Below are 22803 nucleotides of genomic sequence, written 5' to 3'. Positions count from 1 at the left end.
TTTCCAACAATGCCTGTTGATTTATCCCAGTTTCGTTCGCTCACGCAATACTCATATTGGGCTCAGACGCAAAATCCGAACCCTGAGAAGGAGCCATGCCATGACAAAGACCATCCTGCATATCGACGCCTCAGCCCGCCGAACCGGCTCGGCCACCCGCGACCTGTCGGCCCGCATCGTCCAGCACCTGGGCGCCGGCCGCATCATCCGCCGCGACCTGGCCACACCCCTGCCCCTGCTGACCGAGGACTGGATCACCGCCAACTTCACCCCCGCCGATCAACGCGACGCCACCCAGCGCGACCTGCTGGCCCTGTCGGACGAGTTGGTCAAGGAACTGCAGCAGGCCGACACGGTGGTGATCGGGCTGCCGATCTACAATTTCTCGGTCCCGGCCGCCTTCAAGGCCTGGATCGATCTGGTCGCCCGTGCAGGCCTGACGTTCTCGTATACCGAGAATGGCCCCAAGGGCCTGCTGGAAGGCAAGCGCGCCATCCTCGCCATCGCTTCGGGCGGTACCGCAGTGGGGTCCGAGATCGACTTTGCAACCGGATACGCCCGTCATGTTCTGGGCTTCATCGGCATCCATGACGTGGATGTTGTGGCCGCCGATCGCATGGCGCTGGACCCGGAAGCAACGCTGAGCAACGCGCAGAAAGCCGTGGCCGAACTGGCCGCCTGATCCGGCCACTGGCCTTCCCCGGTCAAACCGTCCAATCTGCACCCGAACAAGATCGGCAGATTGGACGGTTGTCATGAAGAAGATCGGAATTCTGGGCGGGGTCGGCTGGGCGTCGACGGTGGACTACTACCGCGCCATCGCCGAGGGCGCGGGGCGCCATTTTGCAGACCGTGGGCACGGATCGCCGCTGCCTGTTCCTCCGATGACCATCGAGTCCGTCACCCAGGCCAAAACCCGCGCGCTGCGCGGAACCGCCGGCGACGAAGCAAGCTGGGCCGCGTTCGATGCCGTTTTCCGCGATGCACTGCTGACGCTTGAGCAGGCGGGATGTGATTTCGGCATCATTGCCTCGAACACACCTCACGCCCGTTTGCATGCGATCCGGCAGGGCGTGACCATGCCGATCCTGAGTATCTTTGATGCAACTGCCGTGGCCACCAAAACGACTGGTGCCAAAAGCGCGCTGGTGCTGGGAACCTCGGTCACGATGCAAGCGCGCCACTATGCGGAACGGCTGGCGGCTGAAGGCATCACAGCCAATGACCGACTTCCCGAAGACCAGATCGCGGAAATGCAGGCCATGATCGACACCGAGTTCTACGGCGGTGCCTCGGCCAATGCCCGCGGCCGTCTGCTGGCATTCTGCAATCGGCACGCCGCCCCCGGAACCGCGATCCTGCTGGCCTGCACGGAATTGCCGCTGGCCTTTCCCCAACATCTTGATGACCCGGTTTTTGAGGCCGACGGGCACCTGTTCGTCAATCCCTCGGCCGCCCATGTCGCCGCCGCGTTGAAAGAGGCGCTGAGCGAATGATCACGGCAGCCAGGTGACCTCGCACCCGATCCGGTCGAAGAAGGCCATCAGGTCGTCGCGCGCCATGGCCACCGTCCGGTCGTTGACCAATGGATGCATATAGATCACGTCCGCGCGCTGCGCCGCGTGGTCCATGAAGAACCGTACACCGTTGCCAACGCCGTTTATCATGGCCAGCGGGCTGACCGCGCCGGGACGGATGCCGAGGTTCTGCATCAGCCGATCCGCCGACCCGAAGGACAGGTTGCCTACACCCAGTTCGGCGCCCAGCGCCTTGAGGTCGATCTCGCGGCTTTGTTCCAGCGTCACCAGGTAGTTCCGCTTTTTCTTGTCGCGCAGATACAGGTTCTTGAGCCGCAACGCGTTTTCGCCCGGCACCATGAACTGATCTTCGACCGCCTTCGACTCTTCGACCGTCCGCAGCGGGACGTGGCTGTGCAGACGATAGGGCAGCCCCCAATCGTCCAACTGCGCCAGCAAGGCGTCCGAACTGAGCGGCAACGAGTCCTGAAAGGCGGATGAGGCGTCCATGGTCTTCTCCCGAATATCGCGCCAGTGATGGCCGACCGGGCCGCACGATGCAACCCGGCGGGCGCCGATGGTTGACTCAGGCAGCCAATGGGCCTAAACGCCAAGGCAACATCCGGAAGCGTCTGTTCTTCCGGTCCCTTGAGTCGTTCAGGGATCGCCCCCCACCAGCGAGTTTCGCCCGTGGGGGCGTTTGTGCATTGACCCGTCCGCCCCTATCTATGGGGCGCCAACCGACAACCGGCGAAGGAGGCCGAAGGCATGTTTGAAAATCTATCCGAACGCCTCTCTGGCGTCTTTGACCGGCTGACCAAACAGGGCGCCCTGTCCGAGGAAGACGTTAAAACCGCCCTGCGCGAAGTACGCGTGGCGCTGCTCGAGGCCGACGTGTCGCTGCCAGTGGCGCGTGCGTTCGTCAAGAAGGTGCAGGAACAGGCGACCGGTCAGGCGGTGACCAAGTCGATCACGCCGGGCCAGCAGGTCGTCAAAATCGTGCATGACGCGCTGGTCGATACCCTGCGCGGCGAGGAAGACCCCGGCAAGCTGAAGATCGACAACCCGCCCGCGCCGATCCTGATGGTCGGCCTGCAGGGCTCGGGCAAGACCACAACCACCGGCAAGCTGGCGAAACGTCTGAAAGAGAAAGAGGGCAAGAAGGTCCTGATGGCCTCGCTTGACGTCTATCGCCCGGCGGCAATGGACCAGCTGGCGGTGCTGGGCACCCAGATCGGAGTGGACACCCTGCCGATCGTGCCGGGCCAGAAACCGGTGGACATCGCCAAGCGCGCCAAACAGCAGGCCACGCTGGGCGGCTATGACGTCTACATGCTGGATACCGCGGGCCGTCTGCATATCGACGAGGTCCTGATGGACGAGGTCGAGCAGGTCCGCAACGTGGTCGACCCGCGCGAGACCCTGCTGGTGGTCGACGGCCTGACCGGTCAGGTCGCCGTCGAGGTGGCCGAGGAGTTCGACGCCAAGGTCGGCATCACGGGCGTGGTCCTGACCCGGATGGACGGTGACGGCCGCGGCGGCGCGGCGCTGTCGATGCGCGCAGTGACCGGCAAGCCCATCCGCTTCGTCGGTCTGGGCGAGAAGATGGATGCGCTGGAAACCTTCGAGCCCGACCGCATCGCGGGCCGGATCCTGGGCATGGGCGACATCGTCTCACTGGTCGAAAAAGCCCAGGAGACCATGGAGCTCGAGCAGACCGAGCGCATGATGAAGCGCATGATGAAGGGTCAGTTCAACATGAACGACCTGAAGATGCAGCTGGAACAGATGATCCAGATGGGCGGCATGCAGGGCATGATGGGCATGATGCCGGGCATGGGCAAGATGGCCAAGCAGATGGATCAGGCCGGGCTGGACGACCGGATCCTGCGCCAGCAGATCGCCATGATCCAGTCGATGACCAAGAAAGAACGCGCCAACCCCGCGTTGCTGCAGGCCAGCCGCAAGAAACGCATCGCGGCCGGGTCGGGCATGGAAGTCAGCGACATCAACAAGCTGCTCAAGATGCACCGGCAGATGTCGGACATGATGAAGAAGATGGGCAAGATGGGCAAAGGCAAGATGCTGAAACAGGCCATGAAAGGCATGTTCGGCAAAGGCGGCCCCTCGCCCGAAGAAATGGCCGCGGGCATGGACCCCAAGGCGCTGGAAGCCGCGGCCAAGGCGATGGGCGGCAAGATGCCCGGCGGCATGCCCGGCATGGGCGGCGGCATGGCCCTGCCCCCCGGCCTGAGCGGATTTGGAAAGAAAAAGTAAGTGACTGCGCCCGTCGCATATCCCTGGGAGGCTCCGGCCACCGGCCCCGCCGCCGCGCTGTCGGCGCGGCTGGCTGCGGACTTGCCGCGGCTGGAGACCGCGCGGCTGGTGCTGCGCGCGCCGCGGATAGGGGATTTCGACACCTATGCCGACATCCTGATGTCGGACCGTGCCAAACACATGGACGGCCCGTTTGACCGGCAGGCGGCCTGGCTGGATTTCTCGCAATACGTCGCGGGCTGGCTGCTGCGCGGGGCGGGAATGTGGGCCATCGAGGACCGCGCGGGCGGTCAGGTTCTGGGCTTCGTGACGGGTGGCATGGAATTCGGCGACCGCGAACACGAACTGGGCTATCTGCTGACCGAAGCCGCCGAAGGGCGTGGCATTGCAACCGAGGCAGCCGAAGCCGCCCGCGACTTTGCGCTGGGTCCGCAGGCCCTGCCGTCGCTGGTCAGCTATGTGGACCCCGACAACGCAGCCTCGGCCAGCGTGGCCGAGCGCCTTGGCGCCCAGCGCGACCTGCAGGCCGAGGCCGGGTTCGACGAGCCGGTTCTGGTCTATCGCCACCTGCCCTGTGACGGCGATGGCGGGATGGAGGCCTACGCATGACGACCTTCGCCATCCCGACCCTTGAGACCGAGCGACTGATCCTTCGGGCGCCGCATCCGGACGACCTGCCGGCCATGACCGCCTTCTATGCGACCGAGCGCAGCCACATGGTGGGCGGCCCTAGGGATGCGGCGGGCTGCTGGAACGGACTGGCGAACCGGCTTGGCCACTGGGCGCTGCGTGGCTATGGCCTGTGGCACCTGACCGAAAAGGCCAGCGGTGCTTTCGTGGGCTGGACCGGCATGATCTATGTGCCGGGCTGGGACGAGCCCGAGCTGGGCTGGACCCTGATGGAACAGGCCGAGGGCAAGGGCCTGGGCTTCGAGGCCGCGCAGGCCGCCCGCGACCATGCGGCGCGCCATCAGGGGCTGAATGGCGTCATCAGCTATATCGCCCACGCCAATGACCGCTCGCGCGCTCTGGCACAGCGTCTCGGCGCGACCTACGAGCGCGAGGGCGAAGTGCTGGGCAAGTTCGCACAGATCTGGCGGCATCCGAAACTCGACACGTCAACGACCGATCTGACCACCGAAAGGACCGGCCAATGAACAATCCCGTGACGCGGGCCGCGGCCTTGCTGAAAGACCACCGCGAAAGTATCGACCGGCTGGATGCGATCCTGGTCTATACGCTGGCCGAGCGGTTCAAGCACACGCAGGCCGTTGGCAAGCTCAAGGCCGAACACGAACTTCCCCCGTCCGATCCCTCGCGCGAGGCCGCGCAGATCGCACGACTCGAAGACCTGGCGAAAGAGGCGGATCTGGACCCCGATTTTGCCAAGGCTTTCCTGAATTTCATCATTCAGGAAGTCATCCGACACCACAAGAAACACCAGAAATAGCCGGAACATTCCGGCCAACGCCATCCAAAGGAGATACCACAATGGCAATGAAAATTCGTCTGGCCCGTGGCGGCTCGAAAAAGCGCCCCTTCTACCGCATCGTTGCAGCGGACAGCCGCATGCCGCGTGACGGCCGCTTCATCGAGAAGCTGGGCACCTACAACCCGCTGCTGCCGAAAGACAGCGAAGAGCGCGTGAAGATGAACATGGAGCGCATCCAGTACTGGCTGGACCAGGGCGCGCAGCCGACCGACCGGATCGCCCGCATGCTGGAAGCCGCCGGCGCCAAGGAAAAAGCCGAGCGCAACAACCCTCAGAAGGGCACCCCGGGCAAGAAGGCCCAGGAGCGCGCCGAAGAGAAAGCCGCCAAGGCTGCTGAAGCCGCAGAGGCTGCTGCCGCTCCGGCCGAAGAAGAAGCTGCTGCTGCTGCAGAAGAGTAAACAGGCGGGCGCGTGCAGGATCAGGCTTTCACCGAAGATTTCCGCACGCAGTTTGATCTGTTGATGCGGCTCCGGCGCGATGTACGCCGGTTCCGCACCGAAGCGGTGAACGAGGCAGTGCTGACGCGCTGCCTCGACGCGTTTCAGCTGGCCCCTTCGGTGGGGCTGAGCGAACCGTGGCGCTTGATCCGCGTCGAAAGCCCAGCGGCCCGGACCGCGGCGCTGGAGAATTTCATGGTGGCCAATGACGCGGCGCTGGCGGGTTATTCCGGTGACCGGGCGCAGCTGTACAGCCAGCTGAAACTGTCGGGCATGCAGGAGGCGCCGGTGCAGCTAGCGGTGTTCTGCGATGACGCCAGCGACAAGGGCCAGGGGCTGGGCGCAGGCACCATGCCCGAGATGCGCCGCTATTCGGTGGTCTCGGCCGTCACTTTGTTCTGGCTGGCGCTGCGCGCGCATGGCCTGGGGCTGGGCTGGGTTTCGATCCTCGATCCCGACCGGCTGGCCCGCGACCTGTCGGTGCCCGAAGGCTGGCGGCTGATCGGTTATTTCTGCGTGGGCTGGCCCGAGGACTGCTCGGACACGCCCGAACTGGAAACCCATGGCTGGGAGTGCCGCCGCGGCAGCCTGCCGGTGGAAACGCGGTAGGGTGGCATGTTTGGATTGATACGCCTTCCCATCCTGCTGCTGATCGCCTTTATTGTGGGCGTGTTCTTTGAACGCAACAATCAACGCGAAGCCTGCGGCGAAATCGGTGTCTGGGAAAGTGGAATATGCGTGACAACGGAAATGCCCAATGACTGATCTGATCTGTGTCGGCAGCATCGCCGGGTCCTTTGGCGTACGCGGCGAGGTCCGCCTAAAAAGCTATTGTGCGGCACCCGAGGATATCGAGACCTACTCCCCCCTGACTGACGAGAGTGGCGCCCAGCGCTATCCACTGATCATCACCCGCGCAATCAAGAACGGGTTTGCCGCGCGTCTGGGCGGGGTCGAAACCAAGGAACAGGCGGACGCCCTTAAGGGGCTGCGCCTTTATGCCCGGCGCGAGCAGTTGCCATCGCTTCCGGATGACGAATTCTATCACGCCGACCTTTTGGGGCTTGAGGTTTATGACACCGGCGGAACCCTGTTGGGGCGGGTCAAATCGGTGCAGAACCACGGCGCCGACGACCTGCTCGAACTGCACGGGCCGGGGCTGAAATCGACTGTATTCCTGCCATTCACCAAGGCCGCCGTACCCACAGTTGACCTTGAGGCCGGGCGTATCGTCGCCGACCCTCCCGAGGGCTTGCTGTGACGCGGCGCATCCTGCTGCATCTGGGCCTTCACAAAACCGGCACGACCGCCGCGCAATCCTTTCTGTTCGAGAACCGGGCGCTTATCTGGCCGCGCCACGCATTGGTTCTGCCATATGTCACCCGCAAATCCGGGTTATCCGAAGCCGCCACGCGCCATTCGCTGTATGGGACATTCGGTACGCTGTCCGAATTCGGCAATCGCTGGCGCGAACTTCTGGCGACGCTGGATTTCGGGGAAAAGCGCGGCCTGATCCTGAGCGAGGAGAACTTCTCGGGGCTTCGCCCCAGCCGCAATTTGGTTGTGGGATACGCCGAAGCCCCTGATCTGGCCGCCTGCGTGGTCGATACGCTGCGCAACCGGCTTGTCGGGTCGGAACTGGACATCACCGTCTATCTCTCGTTGCGCCAGCGCGGTAGTTGGATCCGCAGCCTCTGGGCCCATGATCTTCAGCGCACGCGGCTTGTGCAGGATTTTGACACGTTCCGCGAGAGGCTCGAAGAGCTCCCTTCGCTGCAGCAGACTGCGGACGCCGTTCGTGATCGGCTGCCCTCGGTTCGAGTGCAGACCGAATGGCTGGAAGACCTACGTGAGCGCAGCTTTGGCCCCGGAACACCTTTTGCCGAGTTCCTGGATCTGCCGCCCGAAAAGGCCGCCCTGCTGGTCAAGCCCACTCGGTCAAACCCGGCATTGCCGCGAGAAGCGCTATCCGAAATGCTCGAGTTGAACCGATCGGGGCTGGACGAGGCGGCGCTGGTCAGACAGAAAGCGCGCATCGTCGAACGCGCCCAAAACAGCCTGACCACGAACACATGACGAACAAACCTGCAAAGTCATATGGCCGCAAGGCTATTCGCCCCACGCTGAAACCGCGTGAGCTGCTGACGCCCACGCCGGACCTGCATGGCGTGTGGAAGGCCAAGGTGATCACGCTGTTCCCATCTGCCTTTCCCGGCGTCTTGGGCGAAAGCCTGACCGGCAAGGCGCTGCAGGAGGGGCTGTGGCAACTGGAAACGGTCGATCTGCGGCAGTTCGGAGTCGGCAAGCATCGCAATGTCGACGACACGCCCGCAGGCGGCGGTGCCGGCATGGTGTTGCGGCCGGATGTGCTGGGGGCCGCGATCGATCACACGATGGATGGGGTACAGGGCAACTGGCCGCTGATCTACCTCAGCCCGCGCGGGCGCCGGATGGATCAGCGCATGATGCAGAACTTGGCCCGTTGCGATGGCATAACCCTGTTGTGTGGCCGCTTTGAAGGCGTTGATGAACGGGTTTTGGAGCGCTACGGCATCCAGGAAGTCTCGCTGGGCGATTTCGTCATGACCGGAGGCGAAATTGCCGCGCAGGCGCTGATCGACGCCACCGTGCGACTGCTGCCCGGGGTTCTGGGAAACCAGGCCTCGACCGAGGAAGAGAGCTTTTCGTCCGGCTTGCTGGAACATCCACAATACACTCGGCCAGCCGAGTGGAACGGGCGCGAAATCCCACCGATCCTGATGTCCGGACATCATGGTCGCATCGCCGAATGGCGTCACCAGATGGCGGAAGAGATTACCCGCGCGCGGCGCCCGGACCTGTGGGATGCCTACCTGAAGGCGCGCGGGGAAGCCGAAGACTAGGGTGCGCCCGCCTTCCAACGCGCCCAAATATCAGGTGAGCCGTTGAAGGCGTTGATGTCCACCCGCCCCTGCACGCCGGGAACCAAACCGGTGCCCGTGTACTGCCAGAACCGCCAGACTGCCTTGGGATAGACATTGCGCGGATGCCCCGCGACCGAGCGCAGCCAGAACTCGGTCTTTGGCAGACGTCCGATACCTGTGTCCTCGTAGAAATCGACCGTGGTGTAGACGATCGGCCGGCGGCCGTAATGTCGCTCCAATATGTCGAGGAACCTTTCCGCCTCGGCCCGCACCGTTTTGCCATCGGGGCGCAGGGTGCAGGTCTTGGAATGGGGGGTCCATTCCATGTCTAGCACATGCGGCAGGTCGGCCCCTCGGGGAACGTTGCGAATGAACCAACGGGCCTGTTCGGCCGCGGGGCGGCAGAAGTAGTAATAGTGATATGCACCCCACGGAACCCCCGCGGCCCGGGCGCCCTGACTGTGATCCTGGAACATCGGATCGGCCACGTCGCCCCCTTCGGTCGCCTTTATGAACACGAAACTGACCCCCGAGGCCTTGGCCTGACGCCAGTCGATCGGTCCCTGCCAACGCGAGACGTCGAGCCCATGCACGGGATAGTGCTCGGGCCGCCGCCGCTCCCAGTCATGCGGGTCGGCATCCGCAAAGGCTGGGTACAGAACCGAAGGTCCGGAAAGTCCCGCGACCACCGGTTGGTCTAAGATTTGGGGCGCCGGCGCACGACGCCCGCAAGACATCAGTGCCAGCGCAAGAACCACGCAGAAAATCGCTTTGCTCATCGTGTTGCTCTGCCTCTAAACCTGCCCTCAAATTATGACCCAGAATGCCCGATCCCCGGCACAAGGCAACGCCGCGGTACGTGTGACGGCGGATTCCCACCAAATCCACCGCGATTTGGCCCGAAAACCGGCGATTTGGGCTTGATATGCTCGTCCGACTTCCCTAAACGGGCGCAATCCGGTGCCGCCTTTGGGGCGACTCCGGTGTTTTGGGTTGATCGCAGGAACGCACCTGCCCTTCTTCGGATCAGGGAAGCTGTGGAATAACCCGGACCAAAAGGAACATTCGACCTGACCTCTGGCGGGCTGCAGATCGCGGGACCCGGAGAAGACCAAGAGCTCTCAGATCGTGCCCAACTTCGTGGACCAACCACGAGCAGATAGGAGTAACTGCGATGGACCTGATCGCACAGCTTGAGGCGGAACAGATTGCCGCCCTGGGGAAAGACATCCCCGATTTCAAAGCCGGTGACACCATCCGTGTCGGCTTTAAAGTGACCGAAGGGTCGCGTACCCGTGTGCAGAACTACGAAGGCGTCTGCATTGCGCGCAAAGGTGGCAGCGGCATCGCCGGTTCGTTCACCGTTCGCAAGATTTCGTTTGGCGAAGGCGTGGAGCGTGTGTTCCCGCTGTATTCGACCAACATCGACAGCATCACCGTTGTCCGTCGTGGCCGCGTCCGTCGCGCCAAACTGTACTATCTGCGTACCCGTCGCGGTAAATCCGCCCGTATCGCAGAAGTCACCAACTACAAGCCCAAGGCTGGCGCCGAGGCGTAAGGAGCGGAAAGATGAAAAAAGACATCCATCCCGACTACCACATGATCGACGTCAAACTGACCGACGGCACCGTGATCCAGATGAAATCGACCTGGGGTGCCGAAGGCGATCAGCTGGCCCTGGAAATCGACCCCTCCTCGCATCCTGCGTGGACCGGTGGCTCGTCGCGTCTGATGGACGCCGGCGGTCGCGTGTCGAAGTTCAAGAAGAAGTACGAAGGCCTGGGTTTCTGAACCAGCGCCTTTGCGGAAATTCCAAGGCCGTCCCCCAGGGGGCGGCCTTTTTCGTTGGCCGCTTCTATTGCGCGTCCGGCACGTCTAGGTCAAAGACGATGATCCCGTCGGCACCATTCTGACACAGATCACACAGCTGACCGCCCAGCCGGCGGTGTGTCGGGTGTTCGGCGTAAGCCTGCACGGCGGTTCGATCCGCAAAGCGGATCACGAACCCATCGCGATAGTCCTGCGACTTTCCTTCGAAATCGAGATTGGGGCCGCTTTCAAAGGCCAAGGCCCCGTCCAGATCAGCGCATAGCTCGGCCAAGCCGGTCAGAACGGCGCGGCGCGCGTCCTGCGGTGCATCTGATCGGAAAGTGAAGAACACGCAGTGCAATATCATGATGTCGGTTCCTGGTTGGGCAAAGTCAGATCCAGTAGGCCAAGGCGAGCGGCAGAACCAGGATCGTCGTCAGGGTTGAGACCATGATGTACCCGGCCACTTCCGGGCCATATTCCGGAACATGTTGGTCGATGAACAGGTATGTCGCCACCGAAGACGGCATCAGGCAGCACAGGATCAACGCTCCGCGTTCGACCCCGGTAAAGCCGAACAGCCAGACAAGCGTGGTGGCGATCCCGACGGCCAGAACGAGATGCAGACCTGTCAGAACGACCGCCCGGCCAAGGCTGCCCGTCCGGAGCGTGGCCAGCGTGTGACCCAGTGTCAGCAACATCAGCGGGATCGACAGCCCCCCCAGAATGTCAAAGGATTTGGCGATCGGTTGCGGCAGGGCAGAACCCGTAGCCATTAGCGTCAGCGCGATGACAACCGCATAGATGATCGGAGATGTTGCAAGCTTGCGCGCCGAGAACTCTCCGGCCGGGATCCACATGCCGACAGTGAAAATGCTCACCAACACTACGACGACAAAAGCCATCGTATAGGCCATGCCCGCATCGCCCAGCGCCAGCAGAGTGACCGGCAATCCGATATTGCCCACATTGCCATGCATCAGCGGGGTCAGAAACGCCCGCACCGGCCAACGCAACAGCCGCAACGCCAAAAACCCGAGCACGCCGAATGCCGCAATGGCGAGGGCAGCAGCCGCCATCATGTCCAGAAACGTGGCAATCTGGATCTTGGTGGCGGACAGATGAGAGATGATCAGTGTCGGATATCCCACCTTCGAGACAATCCCGCCGATCACCTTGTTGTCGAACGGTGCGCGCGCGACCGCCAGACCGTACCCCACACCGGCACAGATCAGCACCGGCAGAACGATGTTCAATACGTTCAGGAATACGTGCTCCAAGCCGGGTCCTTGCGTCCAAGTCAGTTTGCAGACTGTGGCGGCGCACGCCCCGTTTGGCAACAACCAAGCGTCAAGCTGCGGGTATCGCGAAAAAATCCAATTTAGACACTGATATTGTCCCGCAGACCCTACAGGACCGCTTTTCTTCGCGGATCACACAACATATAGTGGGTTCAAACAACGTGTAGGCAAACACGGCGCGACTTGGGAATACAGGTATGGCACATATCATCGTTGTGGGGAACGAAAAGGGCGGCGCAGGCAAGTCGACGGTTTCCATGCATGTTGCAACCGCGCTTGCGCGTTTGGGCAACAAGGTCAGCACCCTGGATCTGGACCTGCGGCAGCGCAGCCTGGGCCGCTATTTCGAGAACCGCCGCAATTTCCTTTCCACGGAAAAGCTGGAGCTGCCCAGCCCGCGTCACCATGACCTGCCCGAGATCGACGCAAGCAAGCTTAAACCCGGCGAGAACATCTATGACCACCGTCTGTCCGCCGCCGTGGCCGAGTTGGAGAGCGACAGCGATTTCATCCTGATCGACTGCCCCGGCTCACACACAAGGCTGAGCCAGGTGGCCCATTCGCTGGCCGACACGCTGATCACGCCGCTGAACGACAGTTTCATCGATTTCGACCTGCTGGCCCGGATCGACTCGAAGGGCGAAAAGATCCTCGGGCCCTCGGTCTATTCCGAGATGGTCTGGAACGCGCGGCAATTGCGGGCGCAGGCCGGGCTGAAACCGATCGACTGGGTGGTGGTGCGCAACCGCGTGGGCACCCAGCGCATGGTCAACAAGGAAAAGATGCAGCGCGCCATCGAGATGCTGTCGCAGCGCATCGGCTTCCGCGTTGCATCGGGCTTTTCCGAGCGTGTGATCTTTCGCGAACTGTTCCCGCGCGGGCTGACGCTGCTGGACCTCAAGGATATCGGGGTGAAGCAGCTCAACATTTCGAACATCGCTGCTCGTCAGGAGTTGCGCGACATGATGCGTGAACTGAACCTGCCCGGGGTCGAGATCGACTTCTAAGCCGTCGGCGCGTAGATCGTGAACAGCTCTTTGGGTTCGGGCACGCCGCGCAGCATATAGCGCCCGACCGAGATCAGGTCCTGTTCGCAGGGCTGAGCGGCGCGGGCCACGTCATCCGAGATCAAGATACGCCGGTCCAGCGACCGGTGCATGCCTGCAATACGCGCAGCCTGGTTCACCGCCGGACCGATCACGGTGAAATCCAGCCGGCTTTCAGCACCGATATTGCCATACAGGATTTCGCCCGAATGCAGAGCAAGGGTGAAATTGGCGACCGGCAGGCCGGCGGCGGCCCGTACCGCGTTGAGCTCGGCCATACGCGTCTGCAGAACACCAACGGCGGCCAGCGCGGCGCGGGCGTCCTCGTCGATCTCGCCCACGTCGAACATGGCCATCAGACCGTCGCCCATGAATTTCAGGATATTGCCGCCACAACCCTGAACGACCTCGACCGCCACGGCCAGATAGTCGTTCAGCATGGCGATGATGTCCGACCCGGGAAGGCGTTCGGCCAGGCCGGTAAAGCCCTCGAGGTCGAAGTTCCAGATCACGGCGTCGATCTGCTGCAACGATCCGCGCCGGATTTCCCCCGACAACACGCGCCGACCCGCATCCCGCCCCAGATAGACGCGCAGCAGATCCTGCGCCATTTTCCGGTTCGAGGCCGATTTCAAGGCCAGCCCCAGATGCGGCAGGGCATATCGGATCAGATCCAGGTGAATGTCGTCAAACCCCTCGGCATGGTCCGTCGTCCACGACATCAGCACCCCCTCGGGCATCTGGTCCAGGGCGATCCGGTTTTCGGGCTCGACTTTCTGCAGAACCAGACCGGATGCAAAATAATCGGTGGCACCTTTCTGGTGCAGCTCGTTCAGAAACGGAAATCGGCTGGGTTCGTTCTGGTCTTTCAACCTTTCACGCAGCTCCTTCGCGCCGGACTGCAGCATCGCGTAGAGCGGGCTGGACACCCACTGATCGGGCAATTCCTCGCGGTGCTCGTAATTCTCGACGCTGCCCCCTTCGTCCCGGTACCAATTGAAGCCGGTGCCGCCGTAAGTGGGGTGATAGGCGCTCTGGGCGGCGTGAAACCGCATCAGGGGAACGCCCGCATCCACAAGCCGCAGGCAATAGCCTTCGAGTATTTCCGACTGTTCGGCCCCCTCCAGCCCCCGATCCAGCAACCATCCGATCAGGTTTTCGGCGTAGGCTTTGGGGTCGGTGGATGGCATCTTGGGGCTCCGTCTGGTCTGCACCCCACTTGGGGGTTGCGGGGCCAGATTACCAGAGGTCAGTCCATCCCGGCCAGCCGCCGCAGCATCATCTGCAACAGGGCCGCCTCGCCTGTGGTGAACATGCCCGCCAGCCGGGCGTCATAGTCGCGGGCGATGTCGCGCAATTCGCGGTACACCGTCAGACCGGCGGGGGTCAGGGTCAGCCGCTCCATCCGGCGGTCGTTTTCGTCGCGGGTGCGCCGCAGGTATCGGCGCTGTTCCAGCTTGTGCACCGCGCGGCTGATCTTGGTCTTGTGCATCTTGGCACGTTCCCCGATCTGCTTGGCGGTCATCTCTCCGTAATTGCCCAGATGGAACAACACGCGCCATTCGGTGCGCAGCATCCCATAGCGGTTCTTGTAGACCTTTTGAAAATCCAACGAGCTTTCCTCGGCTGCCTGGTTGAGCAGGAAAGGCAGGAAATTTCGCAGGTCGAAGTCATCTTTTTCGGCGGAATCTGGCTGTGTCATGGTTGTTAGTTACAAAATCAACTATTATCCGACAAGCAGCAAACGGAGGAACCCCGATGAATCGTCCGACTGACCCGCACGCTCTGACCCAAGCCAGCACGCCCGTTGGCACCCATGCAGGCTATATGCCCGGCTTTGGCAATGACTTTGAAACCGAGGCGCTGCCCGGCGCGCTGCCGCAGGGCATGAACAGCCCGCAGAAATGCAACTATGGCCTATATGGCGAACAGCTTAGCGGCACCGCCTTCACCGCCAACCCGCCCGAGCGCACCTGGTGCTATCGCATCCGGCCGTCAGTCAAGCATTCGCACCGCTATGAAAAGATCGACCTGCCCTATTGGAAAAGCGCCCCGAATGTCGATCCGGACGTGATCAGCCTGGGCCAGTACCGCTGGGACGCGGTGCCCCATTCCGACCAGCCGCTGACCTGGCTGACCGGCATGCGCACCATGACCACCGCCGGCGACGTGAACACCCAGGTCGGCATGGCCAGCCACATCTATCTGGTCACCGAATCGATGGTGGACGACTATTTCTTCTCGGCCGATTCCGAGCTGCTGGTGGTGCCACAGGAAGGCCGCCTGCGCTTTGCGACCGAGCTGGGCATCATCGACCTGGAACCCAAGGAAATCGCCATCATCCCGCGCGGGCTGGTCTACCGCGTCGAGGTTCTGGAAGGCCCCTGCCGCGGCTTCGTCTGCGAGAACTACGGCCAGAAATTCGAGCTGCCGGGCCGCGGCCCGATCGGCGCCAACTGCATGGCCAACCCGCGCGACTTCAAGGCGCCCGTGGCCGCGTTCGAAGATCGCGAAGTGCCCTCGACCGTGACGATCAAGTGGTGCGGCCAGTTCCACACCACCAAGATCGGCCACAGCCCGCTGGACGTGGTGGCCTGGCACGGCAACTACGCGCCCTACAAATACGACCTGCGCACTTATTGCCCGGTCGGGGCGATCCTGTTCGACCACCCCGATCCGTCGATCTTTACCGTGCTGACCGCACCTTCGGGCGTGCCGGGCACGGCCAATATCGACTTCGTCCTGTTCCGCGAACGCTGGATGGTGATGGAGGACACCTTCCGCCCGCCGTGGTACCACAAGAACATCATGTCCGAGCTGATGGGCAATATCTACGGCCAGTATGACGCCAAGCCGCAGGGCTTCGTGCCGGGCGGCATGAGCCTGCACAACATGATGATCCCGCATGGCCCGGACAAGGAAGCCTTTGAAAAGGCGTCCAACGCCAATCTGGGGCCGGACAAGCTGGACAACACCATGTCCTTCATGTTCGAGACCCGCTTTCCGCAGCACCTGACCGCCTTTGCCGCGAACGAGGCGCCGCTGCAGGATGACTACATCGATTGCTGGACGGATCTGGAGAAGAAATTCGACGGCACGCCCGGCAAGAAATGACACCGGTGGCCCCACGGCCACCGCACCGCACAAGGAAACGCAATGTCTGTGATGAAATCCTGGGTGGCCTCGGCCAATGACGCGAACCACCCGTTTCCGCTGAACAACCTGCCTTATGGCGTCTTTTCGACCGAAGGCACCGAACCCCGCTGCGGCGTGGCCATCGGGGACATGATCCTTGACGTGTCCGCCGCCGAGGCCGAAGGGCTGATCACGCTGGGCGACGAGCCGCTGTTCGACCTGCCCTTCTGGAACCCGCTGATGGAGCAGGGACCGGCGGTCTGGGCCGCGCTGCGCGAGCGGCTGACCGCCCTGCTGGCGAAAGGGTCGAAAGAACAGGACAAGATCGAACCGCTGCTGGTTCCGCAGGCCGAGGCCCAGCTGCACATGCCCTTCGCCGTCAGCGAATTCACCGATTTCTACGCGGGCAAGCACCATGCCACCAATGTGGGCACCATGTTCCGCGGCCCGGAAAACGCGCTGCCACCCAACTGGCTGCACATCCCCATCGGCTACAACGGCCGCGCCTCGTCGGTGGTGGTTTCGGGCACCGATATCCGCCGCCCGTGGGGGCAGTTGAAATCGCCCGACCATGACCGACCCGCCTTCCTGCCCAGCCGCCGCTTCGACATCGAGCTGGAGATGGGCGCCATCGTCGGCACCCCGTCCGACGGCCCGATCACCGTGCAGGAGGCCGACGACCACATCTTTGGCTATGTCCTGCTGAACGACTGGTCGGCGCGCGACATTCAGGCCTGGGAATACCAGCCGCTGGGCCCGTTTCAGGCCAAGGCCACCGCCACCTCGATTTCGCCCTGGATCGTGACCAAGGCCGCGCTGGACCCGTTCCGCTGCGACACGCCCCCGCGTGAGGTCGAGTTGCTGGACCACCTCAAGGACTGCGGCCCGATGCTCTATGACATCGAGCTTGAGGTAACGATGGCGCCCGAAGGCAAACCGGCGTCCACCATCGCGCGCACCAACTACAAGGAAATGTATTATTCCTCGGCGCAGCAACTGGCGCATCACACCACCTCGGGCTGCCCGATGAACGTAGGCGATCTGCTCGGCTCGGGCACGATCTCGGGGCCGACGAAGGACAGCCGCGGCTCGCTTCTGGAACTCAGCTGGGGCGGCAAGGAACCGATCACGCTGGAGACCGGCGAAACCCGCAGCTTCATCGAAGACGGCGACACGCTGACCCTCAAGGGCGCCGCCCGGGGCGACGGCTACACGATCGGGTTCGGCGACTGCACCGGCACGGTGCTGCCTGCCCTTGAAGACCCATACGCACGATAAGGAGCGCCAAATGGCCAAGGCATTCGCGTCCCAGGGGGACATGACCGAAAAGAAGATCTCGTTCACCGAGGTGGGCGAAGGGCTTTATGCCTTCACTGCCGAAGGCGACCCGAACTCGGGCGTGATCATCGGCGATGACAGCGTGATGGTGGTCGAGGCCCAAGCCACGCCGCGCCTGGCGCAGAAGGTGATCGACTGCATCCGTTCGGTGACCGACAAGCCGATCACCCATGTGGCGCTGACCCATTACCACGCGGTCCGCGTGCTGGGCGCCAGCGCCTTCGGTGCGCAACAGATCATCATGTCGGACATGGCCCGCGCCATGGTCGTCGAACGCGGGAAAGAGGACTGGGACAGCGAGTTCCAGCGCTTTCCGCGCCTGTTCGAAGGGCATGAGAGCATCCCCGGCCTGACCTGGCCCACCACCACCTTCAACGACACGATGACGGTCTATCTGGGCAACCGCCGGATCGATCTAATGCATCTGGGCCGGGCCCATACGGCTGGTGACATCGTCATCCACGTGCCCGACCAGAACGTGATGTTCACCGGCGACATCGTCGAATATCACTCGGCCTGCTATTGCGGCGACGGGCATTTCAGCGACTGGGGCGACACGCTGGATCAGATCCAGTGGTTCGACGTCGACGCCATCGCGCCGGGGCGCGGCGATGCACTTGTCGGCAAGGAAATGGTGAACGCCGCCATCGAGAACACCCGCGATTTCGTCGAAAGCACCTATCGCCCGGCGGCCAAGGTGGCGGCACGCGGCGGCAGCCTGAAAGAGGCCTGGGACGCGGTGCGTGCGGAGTGCGATCCGAAATTCTCGGACTACGCCATCTATGAACACTGCCTGCCCTTCAACGTGGCCCGCGCCTATGACGAGGCGCGCGGCATCGACACCCCGCGCATCTGGACCGCCCAGCGCGATCTGGAGATGTGGGAGGCCCTGCAGGGCTGAGAAACGGCCCGGCGACTTGATCCAGATCGTGTTGCCGGCCTGAAAACGATGCGACCATGGAGGAGAGCCATCGGCGCCCCGCGCCGGTGGGCAGGGAATGTGCGCCCGGCGCACAGAACTTGGGGAGAGAGCCCATGAACAAGATTTTTGAACAGCCGCTCTATGCCTATGCCCGCAGCCCCGATCAGGATGCCCCCGCCCCGGTGCGGCATCAGGTGATCGTGATCGGTGCGGGCCCGGTCGGGCTGGCCGCCGCCATCGACCTGGCCCAGCAAGGCGTCGAAGTGGTGGTGCTGGACGACAACGACAAGGTCAGTTTCGGCAGCCGCGCCATCTGTTTCGCCCAGCGCACGCTGGAAATCGCCGACCGGCTGGGATGTGCCCGGCCGATGGTGGACACGGGCGTGCTGTGGAACACCGGCAAAGTGTTCTTCGACGACCGCAAAGTCTATGAATTCAACCTGCAGCCCGATGAGGGCTATGCCCATCCGGCCTTCATCAACCTTCAGCAATACTACTTTGAGCAGTTCATGGTCGAACGGGTCCGCGCGTTGCAGGCCCAGGGCGCGCCGATCGAGATCCGTGGCCGCAACAAAGTCGAGGCGATCGGTACCCATGACGACCACGTCAAGCTCGAGGTTGAAACGCCCGAGGGGTCGTACACCGTCGAGGTCGACTGGCTGATCGCCTGCGACGGGGCCAATTCGCCCACCCGTCGGATGCTGGGGCTGGATTTCGTGGGCCGCGTGTTCGAGGACAACTTCCTGATCGCCGACGTGATCATGGAGGCCGATTTCCCGTCCGAGCGCTGGTTCTGGTTCGACCCGCCCTTCAACCGCGGACAGTCTGCCCTGCTGCACAAACAGCCCGACAATGTCTGGCGCATCGACCTGCAACTGGGCTGGGACATCGACAAGGAACGCGAAAAGCGCCCCGAAAACGTGATCCCGCGCCTCAAGGCGATGCTGGGCGCGGATGTCCAGTTCGAGCTGGAATGGGTCAGCATCTATACCTTCCAGTGCCGCCGGATGGAGAAATTTCGCCACGGCCGCGTCCTGTTTGCCGGCGACAGCGCCCATCAGGTCAGCCCCTTCGGCGCGCGGGGGGCCAATTCGGGCCTGCAGGACACCGACAACCTGTGCTGGAAGCTGAAGATGGTCCTTGACGGCACCGCGCCCGACAGCCTGCTGGACAGCTATGATGTCGAGCGCATCCACGGCGCAGACGAGAACATCCTGAACTCGACCCGCTCGACCGATTTCATCACGCCGAAATCGGAAATGTCGCGCATCCTGCGCGACGCGGTTCTGGACCTAAGCGAACCCTATGAGTTCGCCCGCCCGCTGGTGAATTCCGGACGGCTGAGCGTGCCCTGCACCTATGACGGCTCGCCGCTGAATTCGGCGGATGCGCTGGATGGCCCGGCCGAAACGCGCCCCGGTTCGCCCTGCCCCGATGCGCCGCTGGGGGATGAATTCCTGTTGCCCAAGCTGGCAGGCAAGTTCACCCTGCTGACCATCGACGCCGACGCCCCGGAAACGATCGAGGAAGAGGGCGTGACGGTCGAGCGACTGGCGCTGTCGGTCAAGGATGACCGCACGCTGGCGCTGAAGCGGCGGTATCTGGGCGACGCGGAAGGTGCGGTCTATCTGATCCGGCCCGACCAGCACGTGGCGGCGCGGCGCGACAGCTATGAAGATAACGCGTTCCGGCATGCGATCCGCCGGGCCATCGGCAAGGAGTAGGCACAATGGATGAACTGATCCTCACCCCGAATATCGACGGCGCGGATGATTTCTATGCCGATCTGCTGGCCGCGCACGACGGTCTGGACAAGGCCGAAAGCGATGCGCTGAATGCGCGGCTGGTGCTGGTGCTGGCCAACCACATCGGCGACCGGACCATCCTGAAACAGGCGATCGACGCGGCCAAAGCCCGATGAGCGACGTCGTCCTGTATGACTATTGGCGATCCTCGGCCAGCTATCGGGTGCGCATCGCGCTGAACCTGGCCGGGATCGCCTATCGCGCGCAGACCGTCGATCTGGTCAAGGGCGAGCAGACCGCGCCCGCGCATCTGGCGCGCAACCCGCAGGGCTTTGTTCCGGTGCTCGAGATCGACGGCGTGCAACTGACACAGTCGCTGGCCATTCTGGACTATCTCGACCGGACGCGAGGGCTGAACCTGCTGCCGGACGAGCCGCTTGCGCGGGCCAGGGCGCAAGCGCTGGCCCATGCCATCGCGGTGGATCTGCACCCGGTCTGCAACCTGAAGGTCGCCCGCCACGCCACGCAGTTGAGCGGCGGAAAGGGCGACATGCCCGGCGACTGGATGCGCCATTTCATCCGCCCCGGTCTGCTGGCCTTCGAGGCAATGCTGGAAGGGTTCGAGCAAGCCCCGTATTGCACGGGATCGGCGCCTGGTTTGGCCGATCTGTGCCTGATCCCACAGATGTACAACGCCCGGCGCTGGCAGGTCGATCTGTCGGACATGCCGCGCATTCTGGCGGTCGAGGCGGCCTGCGCCGACCACCCTGCTTTTGCAGCGGCCCACCCGGACACCCACGCGCCGGGCTGAGCCGCGCACAGGGTCTGTGTGCCGATGCGTCTGTGCACCGGCGCCGATCGGGCCTAGCCTTGTGCCGGAAATCACCGCACGAGGCCCCCGATGCCACAGATCACCGGCTATCACGCCCATGTCTATTTCGACGCCGAAACGCAGGAGACCGCCCGCCGTGTCTGCGAAGAGGCTGCCCGCCTGTTCCCCGTCCAGATGGGCCACATGCACAGCCGTAATGTCGGCCCCCACCCGCGCTGGAGCTGCCAGCTGAGCTTTGCCGCCGATGCCTTCGACAAGGTGATCCCATGGCTGATGCTGAACCGGCAGGGACTGACTGTGTTCACCCACCCCGAAACCGGCGAGCACCTGCCCGACCACCGCGACCGGGCGATCTGGATGGGCGAGATGCTGGAATTGGACCTGTCGATCTTTGACCGGCTGGGCGCCTAGCCCAGCGCCCGGGCCTGATCTCTGAGCTTGAATTTCTGGATTTTGCCCGTCGAAGTCTTGGGCAATGGCCCGAAAACGACCGTTCTTGGTGCCTTGAAATGGGCCATGTGATCGCGGCAGAACGCGATCAGATCGGCCTCGGTCGCCTCGGCGCCCGACTTCAGCTCGACAAAGGCGCAGGGCGTCTCGCCCCATTTCTCGTCCGGTTTGGCGACCACGGCGGCCTCCATCACCGCCGGGTGCTTGTAGAGGATATCCTCGACCTCGACCGACGAGATGTTCTCGCCCCCCGAAATGATGATGTCCTTTGACCGGTCCTTCAGCGCGATATAGCCGTCGGGATGCATCACCCCCAGATCGCCCGAGGCGAACCAGCCGCCGCGAAAGGCTTTCTGCGTGGCCTCGGGGTTCTTGAGATACCCTTTCATCACGATGTTGCCCTGCATAAAGATCTCGCCCATGGTCTCGCCATCGGCCGGAACCGGTTCAAGCGTTTCGGGATCAGCCACCATCAGCCCCGACAGGGCAACGTATTTCACCCCCTGCCGGACCTTGAGCGCGGCGCGTTCCTCGGCGGGCTTGTCGTTCCATTCGTCTTTCCACGCGCACACGACCGACGGACCGTAGGTTTCGGTCAGGCCATAGACATGAGTGACCTCGATCCCCATCCCCTCCATCGCAGCGATCACCGCGGCAGGCGGCGGGGCGCCTGCGGTCATCACCTTGATTTCATGGTCGAAATCCTTGAGATGATCGGGCGCGTTGGCCAGCATGTTCAGAACGATGGGCGCACCGCAGAAATGGGTGACCTTCTCATCCCGGAACGCCTTGTAGATCGGCTCGTCCCGCACCGCGCGCAGGCAGACCGACGTACCCGCGTTCGCGGCCATGGTCCAGGGGAAACACCAGCCGTTGCAGTGGAACATCGGCAGCGTCCACAGATAGACCGAATGCTGCGGCATGCCCCATGTCAGGATGTTCGACGTGGCGTTCAGCGCCGCGCCACGGTGGTGATAGACCACCCCCTTGGGATTGCCCGTGGTGCCCGAGGTATAGTTCAGCGTGATCGCGTCCCATTCATCGGCGGGCAGAGACCAGTCGAATTCCGGGTCGCCCTCGGCCAGCAGGTCGTCATAGGTCTGCGCGCCCAGCTTCTCGCCACCATCGAAACTCGGGTCCTCGATGTCGATCACCAGAATGTCGTGATCCACCTGCTCCAGCGCCTGCTTCACCACGCCCGAGAATTCGGGATCGACCAGCAGCACCTTGGATTCGGCGTGGTTCAGGATGAAGGCGATGATTGGCGCGTCCAGCCTTGTGTTGATGGTGTTCAACACCGCGCCTGCCATGGGCACGCCGAAATGCGCCTCGTACATTTCGGGGATGTTGGCGGCGACGATCGACACCGTATCGCCCGTGCCCACTCCACACGCAGCCAAAGCGCTGGCCAACCGGCGGCAGCGCGCATAGGTCTGCGCCCAGCTATGGCGCCGGCCGCCATAGACCACGGCCGGATAGTCAGGGTAAACGGCCGCCGTCCGCTCGATATAACTAAGCGGGGACAGGGCCGTGAAATTGGCCAGGCCTTTGTCCAGATCGCGCTGATAAATGCTGTGGGTCGCCATCCGCCTCTCCTCC

29 protein-coding genes are annotated in these 22803 nt (G+C 63.1%); 22 read left to right on the top strand and 7 right to left on the bottom strand.

The genetic code is table 11. The annotated features are described in order from the left end of the window. Window positions 1-100: 100 nt before the first annotated feature. Entirely contained in the window at window positions 101-682 is a 582-nt protein-coding gene (locus tag ACR0BA_RS17130; RefSeq protein ID WP_170530314.1) for an FMN-dependent NADH-azoreductase, read from the top strand. A gap of 73 nt (window positions 683-755) precedes the next feature. Next, on the top strand, window positions 756-1496 hold the full coding sequence (locus ACR0BA_RS17125) for an aspartate/glutamate racemase family protein (RefSeq protein WP_480729146.1): 741 nt from the start codon (window positions 756-758) through the stop codon (window positions 1494-1496). On the opposite strand, the gene ACR0BA_RS17120 is transcribed toward ACR0BA_RS17125, so the two are convergent. Continuing rightward, a complete protein-coding gene (locus ACR0BA_RS17120; RefSeq protein ID WP_170392258.1) occupies window positions 1497-2027 on the bottom strand; it encodes a prolyl-tRNA synthetase associated domain-containing protein in 531 nt (176 codons plus the stop codon). It abuts the gene before it with no gap. A 258-nt stretch (window positions 2028-2285) separates the two neighbouring features. Here ACR0BA_RS17120 and ffh point away from each other — a divergent pair, with 258 nt between their 5' ends. Genes ffh through trmD form a run of 10 tightly spaced genes read left to right on the top strand, consistent with a single transcriptional unit; the run spans window position 2286 to window position 8605 of the window. After that, window positions 2286-3794 carry a signal recognition particle protein gene (ffh, locus tag ACR0BA_RS17115; RefSeq protein WP_480729144.1) on the top strand — a complete coding sequence of 503 codons (1509 nt, stop codon included), beginning with the start codon at window positions 2286-2288 and terminating at the stop codon, window positions 3792-3794. Next, on the top strand, window positions 3795-4403 hold the full coding sequence (locus tag ACR0BA_RS17110) for a GNAT family N-acetyltransferase (RefSeq protein WP_480729142.1): 609 nt from the start codon (window positions 3795-3797) through the stop codon (window positions 4401-4403). Beyond that, window positions 4400-4951, top strand: coding sequence for a GNAT family N-acetyltransferase (locus ACR0BA_RS17105; protein WP_480729141.1), 552 nt, complete (start codon window positions 4400-4402; stop codon window positions 4949-4951). Before ACR0BA_RS17110 ends, ACR0BA_RS17105 begins: the two co-directional genes overlap by 4 nt. Then, the gene (locus tag ACR0BA_RS17100) at window positions 4948-5244 is read left to right on the top strand and encodes a chorismate mutase (RefSeq protein ID WP_170342735.1); all 297 of its coding nucleotides are present in this window, start codon (window positions 4948-4950) and stop codon (window positions 5242-5244) included. Before ACR0BA_RS17105 ends, ACR0BA_RS17100 begins: the two co-directional genes overlap by 4 nt. A gap of 41 nt (window positions 5245-5285) precedes the next feature. After that, window positions 5286-5684, top strand: a complete 399-nt coding sequence (gene rpsP, locus ACR0BA_RS17095; RefSeq protein ID WP_480729139.1) for a 30S ribosomal protein S16 — start codon at window positions 5286-5288, stop codon at window positions 5682-5684. A gap of 12 nt (window positions 5685-5696) precedes the next feature. Then, complete coding sequence (gene bluB / locus ACR0BA_RS17090; RefSeq protein ID WP_480729137.1) at window positions 5697-6332, top strand: 5,6-dimethylbenzimidazole synthase; 636 nt, start codon at window positions 5697-5699, stop codon at window positions 6330-6332. Window positions 6333-6338: 6 nt separating this feature from the next. Continuing rightward, window positions 6339-6488, top strand: coding sequence for a hypothetical protein (locus tag ACR0BA_RS17085; protein WP_170342739.1), 150 nt, complete (start codon window positions 6339-6341; stop codon window positions 6486-6488). Further along, window positions 6481-6984: a ribosome maturation factor RimM gene (rimM, locus tag ACR0BA_RS17080; protein ID WP_170583171.1), complete on the top strand. Its 504-nt coding sequence runs from the start codon at window positions 6481-6483 to the stop codon at window positions 6982-6984. Before ACR0BA_RS17085 ends, rimM begins: the two co-directional genes overlap by 8 nt. Then, window positions 6981-7799: a hypothetical protein gene (locus ACR0BA_RS17075; protein ID WP_170342742.1), complete on the top strand. Its 819-nt coding sequence runs from the start codon at window positions 6981-6983 to the stop codon at window positions 7797-7799. Before rimM ends, ACR0BA_RS17075 begins: the two co-directional genes overlap by 4 nt. Beyond that, window positions 7796-8605: a tRNA (guanosine(37)-N1)-methyltransferase TrmD gene (trmD, locus tag ACR0BA_RS17070; RefSeq protein ID WP_480729135.1), complete on the top strand. Its 810-nt coding sequence runs from the start codon at window positions 7796-7798 to the stop codon at window positions 8603-8605. Before ACR0BA_RS17075 ends, trmD begins: the two co-directional genes overlap by 4 nt. Here the strand turns inward: trmD and ACR0BA_RS17065 are convergent. Beyond that, window positions 8602-9405, bottom strand: coding sequence for a glycoside hydrolase family 25 protein (locus tag ACR0BA_RS17065; protein WP_170367885.1), 804 nt, complete (start codon window positions 9403-9405; stop codon window positions 8602-8604). The two genes, trmD and ACR0BA_RS17065, sit on opposite strands and share 4 nt — an antisense overlap. Window positions 9406-9800: 395 nt before the next feature. On the opposite strand from ACR0BA_RS17065, the gene rplS reads away from it, so the two are divergent. Then, window positions 9801-10184, top strand: coding sequence for a 50S ribosomal protein L19 (gene rplS, locus ACR0BA_RS17060; RefSeq protein ID WP_480729134.1), 384 nt, complete (start codon window positions 9801-9803; stop codon window positions 10182-10184). A gap of 11 nt (window positions 10185-10195) precedes the next feature. Further along, window positions 10196-10417 (top strand): 50S ribosomal protein L31, encoded by a 222-nt coding sequence (gene rpmE, locus ACR0BA_RS17055; RefSeq protein ID WP_093965180.1) that lies wholly within the window; start codon window positions 10196-10198, stop codon window positions 10415-10417. Window positions 10418-10481: 64 nt separating this feature from the next. On the opposite strand, the gene ACR0BA_RS17050 is transcribed toward rpmE, so the two are convergent. Together ACR0BA_RS17050 and ACR0BA_RS17045 are read right to left on the bottom strand one after the other, a co-directional pair. After that, the gene (locus ACR0BA_RS17050; RefSeq protein WP_480729133.1) at window positions 10482-10802 is read right to left on the bottom strand and encodes a Dabb family protein; all 321 of its coding nucleotides are present in this window, start codon (window positions 10800-10802) and stop codon (window positions 10482-10484) included. Window positions 10803-10827: 25 nt separating this feature from the next. Continuing rightward, a complete protein-coding gene (locus tag ACR0BA_RS17045) occupies window positions 10828-11715 on the bottom strand; it encodes an AEC family transporter (protein WP_475142717.1) in 888 nt (295 codons plus the stop codon). Window positions 11716-11933: 218 nt separating this feature from the next. Here ACR0BA_RS17045 and ACR0BA_RS17040 point away from each other — a divergent pair, with 218 nt between their 5' ends. Beyond that, on the top strand, window positions 11934-12743 hold the full coding sequence (locus tag ACR0BA_RS17040; RefSeq protein WP_093965175.1) for a division plane positioning ATPase MipZ: 810 nt from the start codon (window positions 11934-11936) through the stop codon (window positions 12741-12743). On the opposite strand, the gene ACR0BA_RS17035 is transcribed toward ACR0BA_RS17040, so the two are convergent. After that, window positions 12740-13972 (bottom strand): adenylate/guanylate cyclase domain-containing protein, encoded by a 1233-nt coding sequence (locus tag ACR0BA_RS17035; protein WP_480729132.1) that lies wholly within the window; start codon window positions 13970-13972, stop codon window positions 12740-12742. The two genes, ACR0BA_RS17040 and ACR0BA_RS17035, sit on opposite strands and share 4 nt — an antisense overlap. A gap of 59 nt (window positions 13973-14031) precedes the next feature. Continuing rightward, entirely contained in the window at window positions 14032-14484 is a 453-nt protein-coding gene (locus ACR0BA_RS17030) for a MarR family winged helix-turn-helix transcriptional regulator (RefSeq protein WP_480729130.1), read from the bottom strand. A gap of 56 nt (window positions 14485-14540) precedes the next feature. Between ACR0BA_RS17030 and hmgA the strand changes: the two genes are divergently transcribed. The 7 genes from hmgA to ACR0BA_RS16995 all read left to right on the top strand — a co-directional run bounded on the left by hmgA (window position 14541) and on the right by ACR0BA_RS16995 (window position 21165). Beyond that, window positions 14541-15896, top strand: coding sequence for a homogentisate 1,2-dioxygenase (hmgA, locus tag ACR0BA_RS17025; RefSeq protein ID WP_149776335.1), 1356 nt, complete (start codon window positions 14541-14543; stop codon window positions 15894-15896). 42 nt (window positions 15897-15938) lie between these two features. Then, the gene (fahA, locus tag ACR0BA_RS17020) at window positions 15939-17195 is read left to right on the top strand and encodes a fumarylacetoacetase (RefSeq protein WP_480729128.1); all 1257 of its coding nucleotides are present in this window, start codon (window positions 15939-15941) and stop codon (window positions 17193-17195) included. 10 nt (window positions 17196-17205) lie between these two features. After that, entirely contained in the window at window positions 17206-18156 is a 951-nt protein-coding gene (locus ACR0BA_RS17015; protein WP_170366199.1) for an MBL fold metallo-hydrolase, read from the top strand. 134 nt (window positions 18157-18290) lie between these two features. Beyond that, a complete protein-coding gene (locus tag ACR0BA_RS17010) occupies window positions 18291-19901 on the top strand; it encodes an FAD-dependent oxidoreductase (RefSeq protein WP_480729127.1) in 1611 nt (536 codons plus the stop codon). 5 nt (window positions 19902-19906) lie between these two features. After that, entirely contained in the window at window positions 19907-20098 is a 192-nt protein-coding gene (locus tag ACR0BA_RS17005; RefSeq protein WP_149776332.1) for a DUF2783 domain-containing protein, read from the top strand. Then, on the top strand, window positions 20095-20733 hold the full coding sequence (maiA, locus tag ACR0BA_RS17000) for a maleylacetoacetate isomerase (protein WP_480729125.1): 639 nt from the start codon (window positions 20095-20097) through the stop codon (window positions 20731-20733). Before ACR0BA_RS17005 ends, maiA begins: the two co-directional genes overlap by 4 nt. 90 nt (window positions 20734-20823) lie before the next feature. After that, window positions 20824-21165 carry a DOPA 4,5-dioxygenase family protein gene (locus tag ACR0BA_RS16995; RefSeq protein WP_170361437.1) on the top strand — a complete coding sequence of 114 codons (342 nt, stop codon included), beginning with the start codon at window positions 20824-20826 and terminating at the stop codon, window positions 21163-21165. Here the strand turns inward: ACR0BA_RS16995 and ACR0BA_RS16990 are convergent. After that, window positions 21162-22790: an acyl-CoA synthetase gene (locus ACR0BA_RS16990; RefSeq protein ID WP_480729124.1), complete on the bottom strand. Its 1629-nt coding sequence runs from the start codon at window positions 22788-22790 to the stop codon at window positions 21162-21164. The genes ACR0BA_RS16995 and ACR0BA_RS16990 overlap by 4 nt on opposite strands. Window positions 22791-22803 lie beyond the last annotated feature (13 nt).

The sequence above is a fragment of the Ruegeria sp. CI5 genome (assembly GCF_056536885.1).
This window is presented reverse-complemented; position numbering and strand designations above follow the sequence as displayed.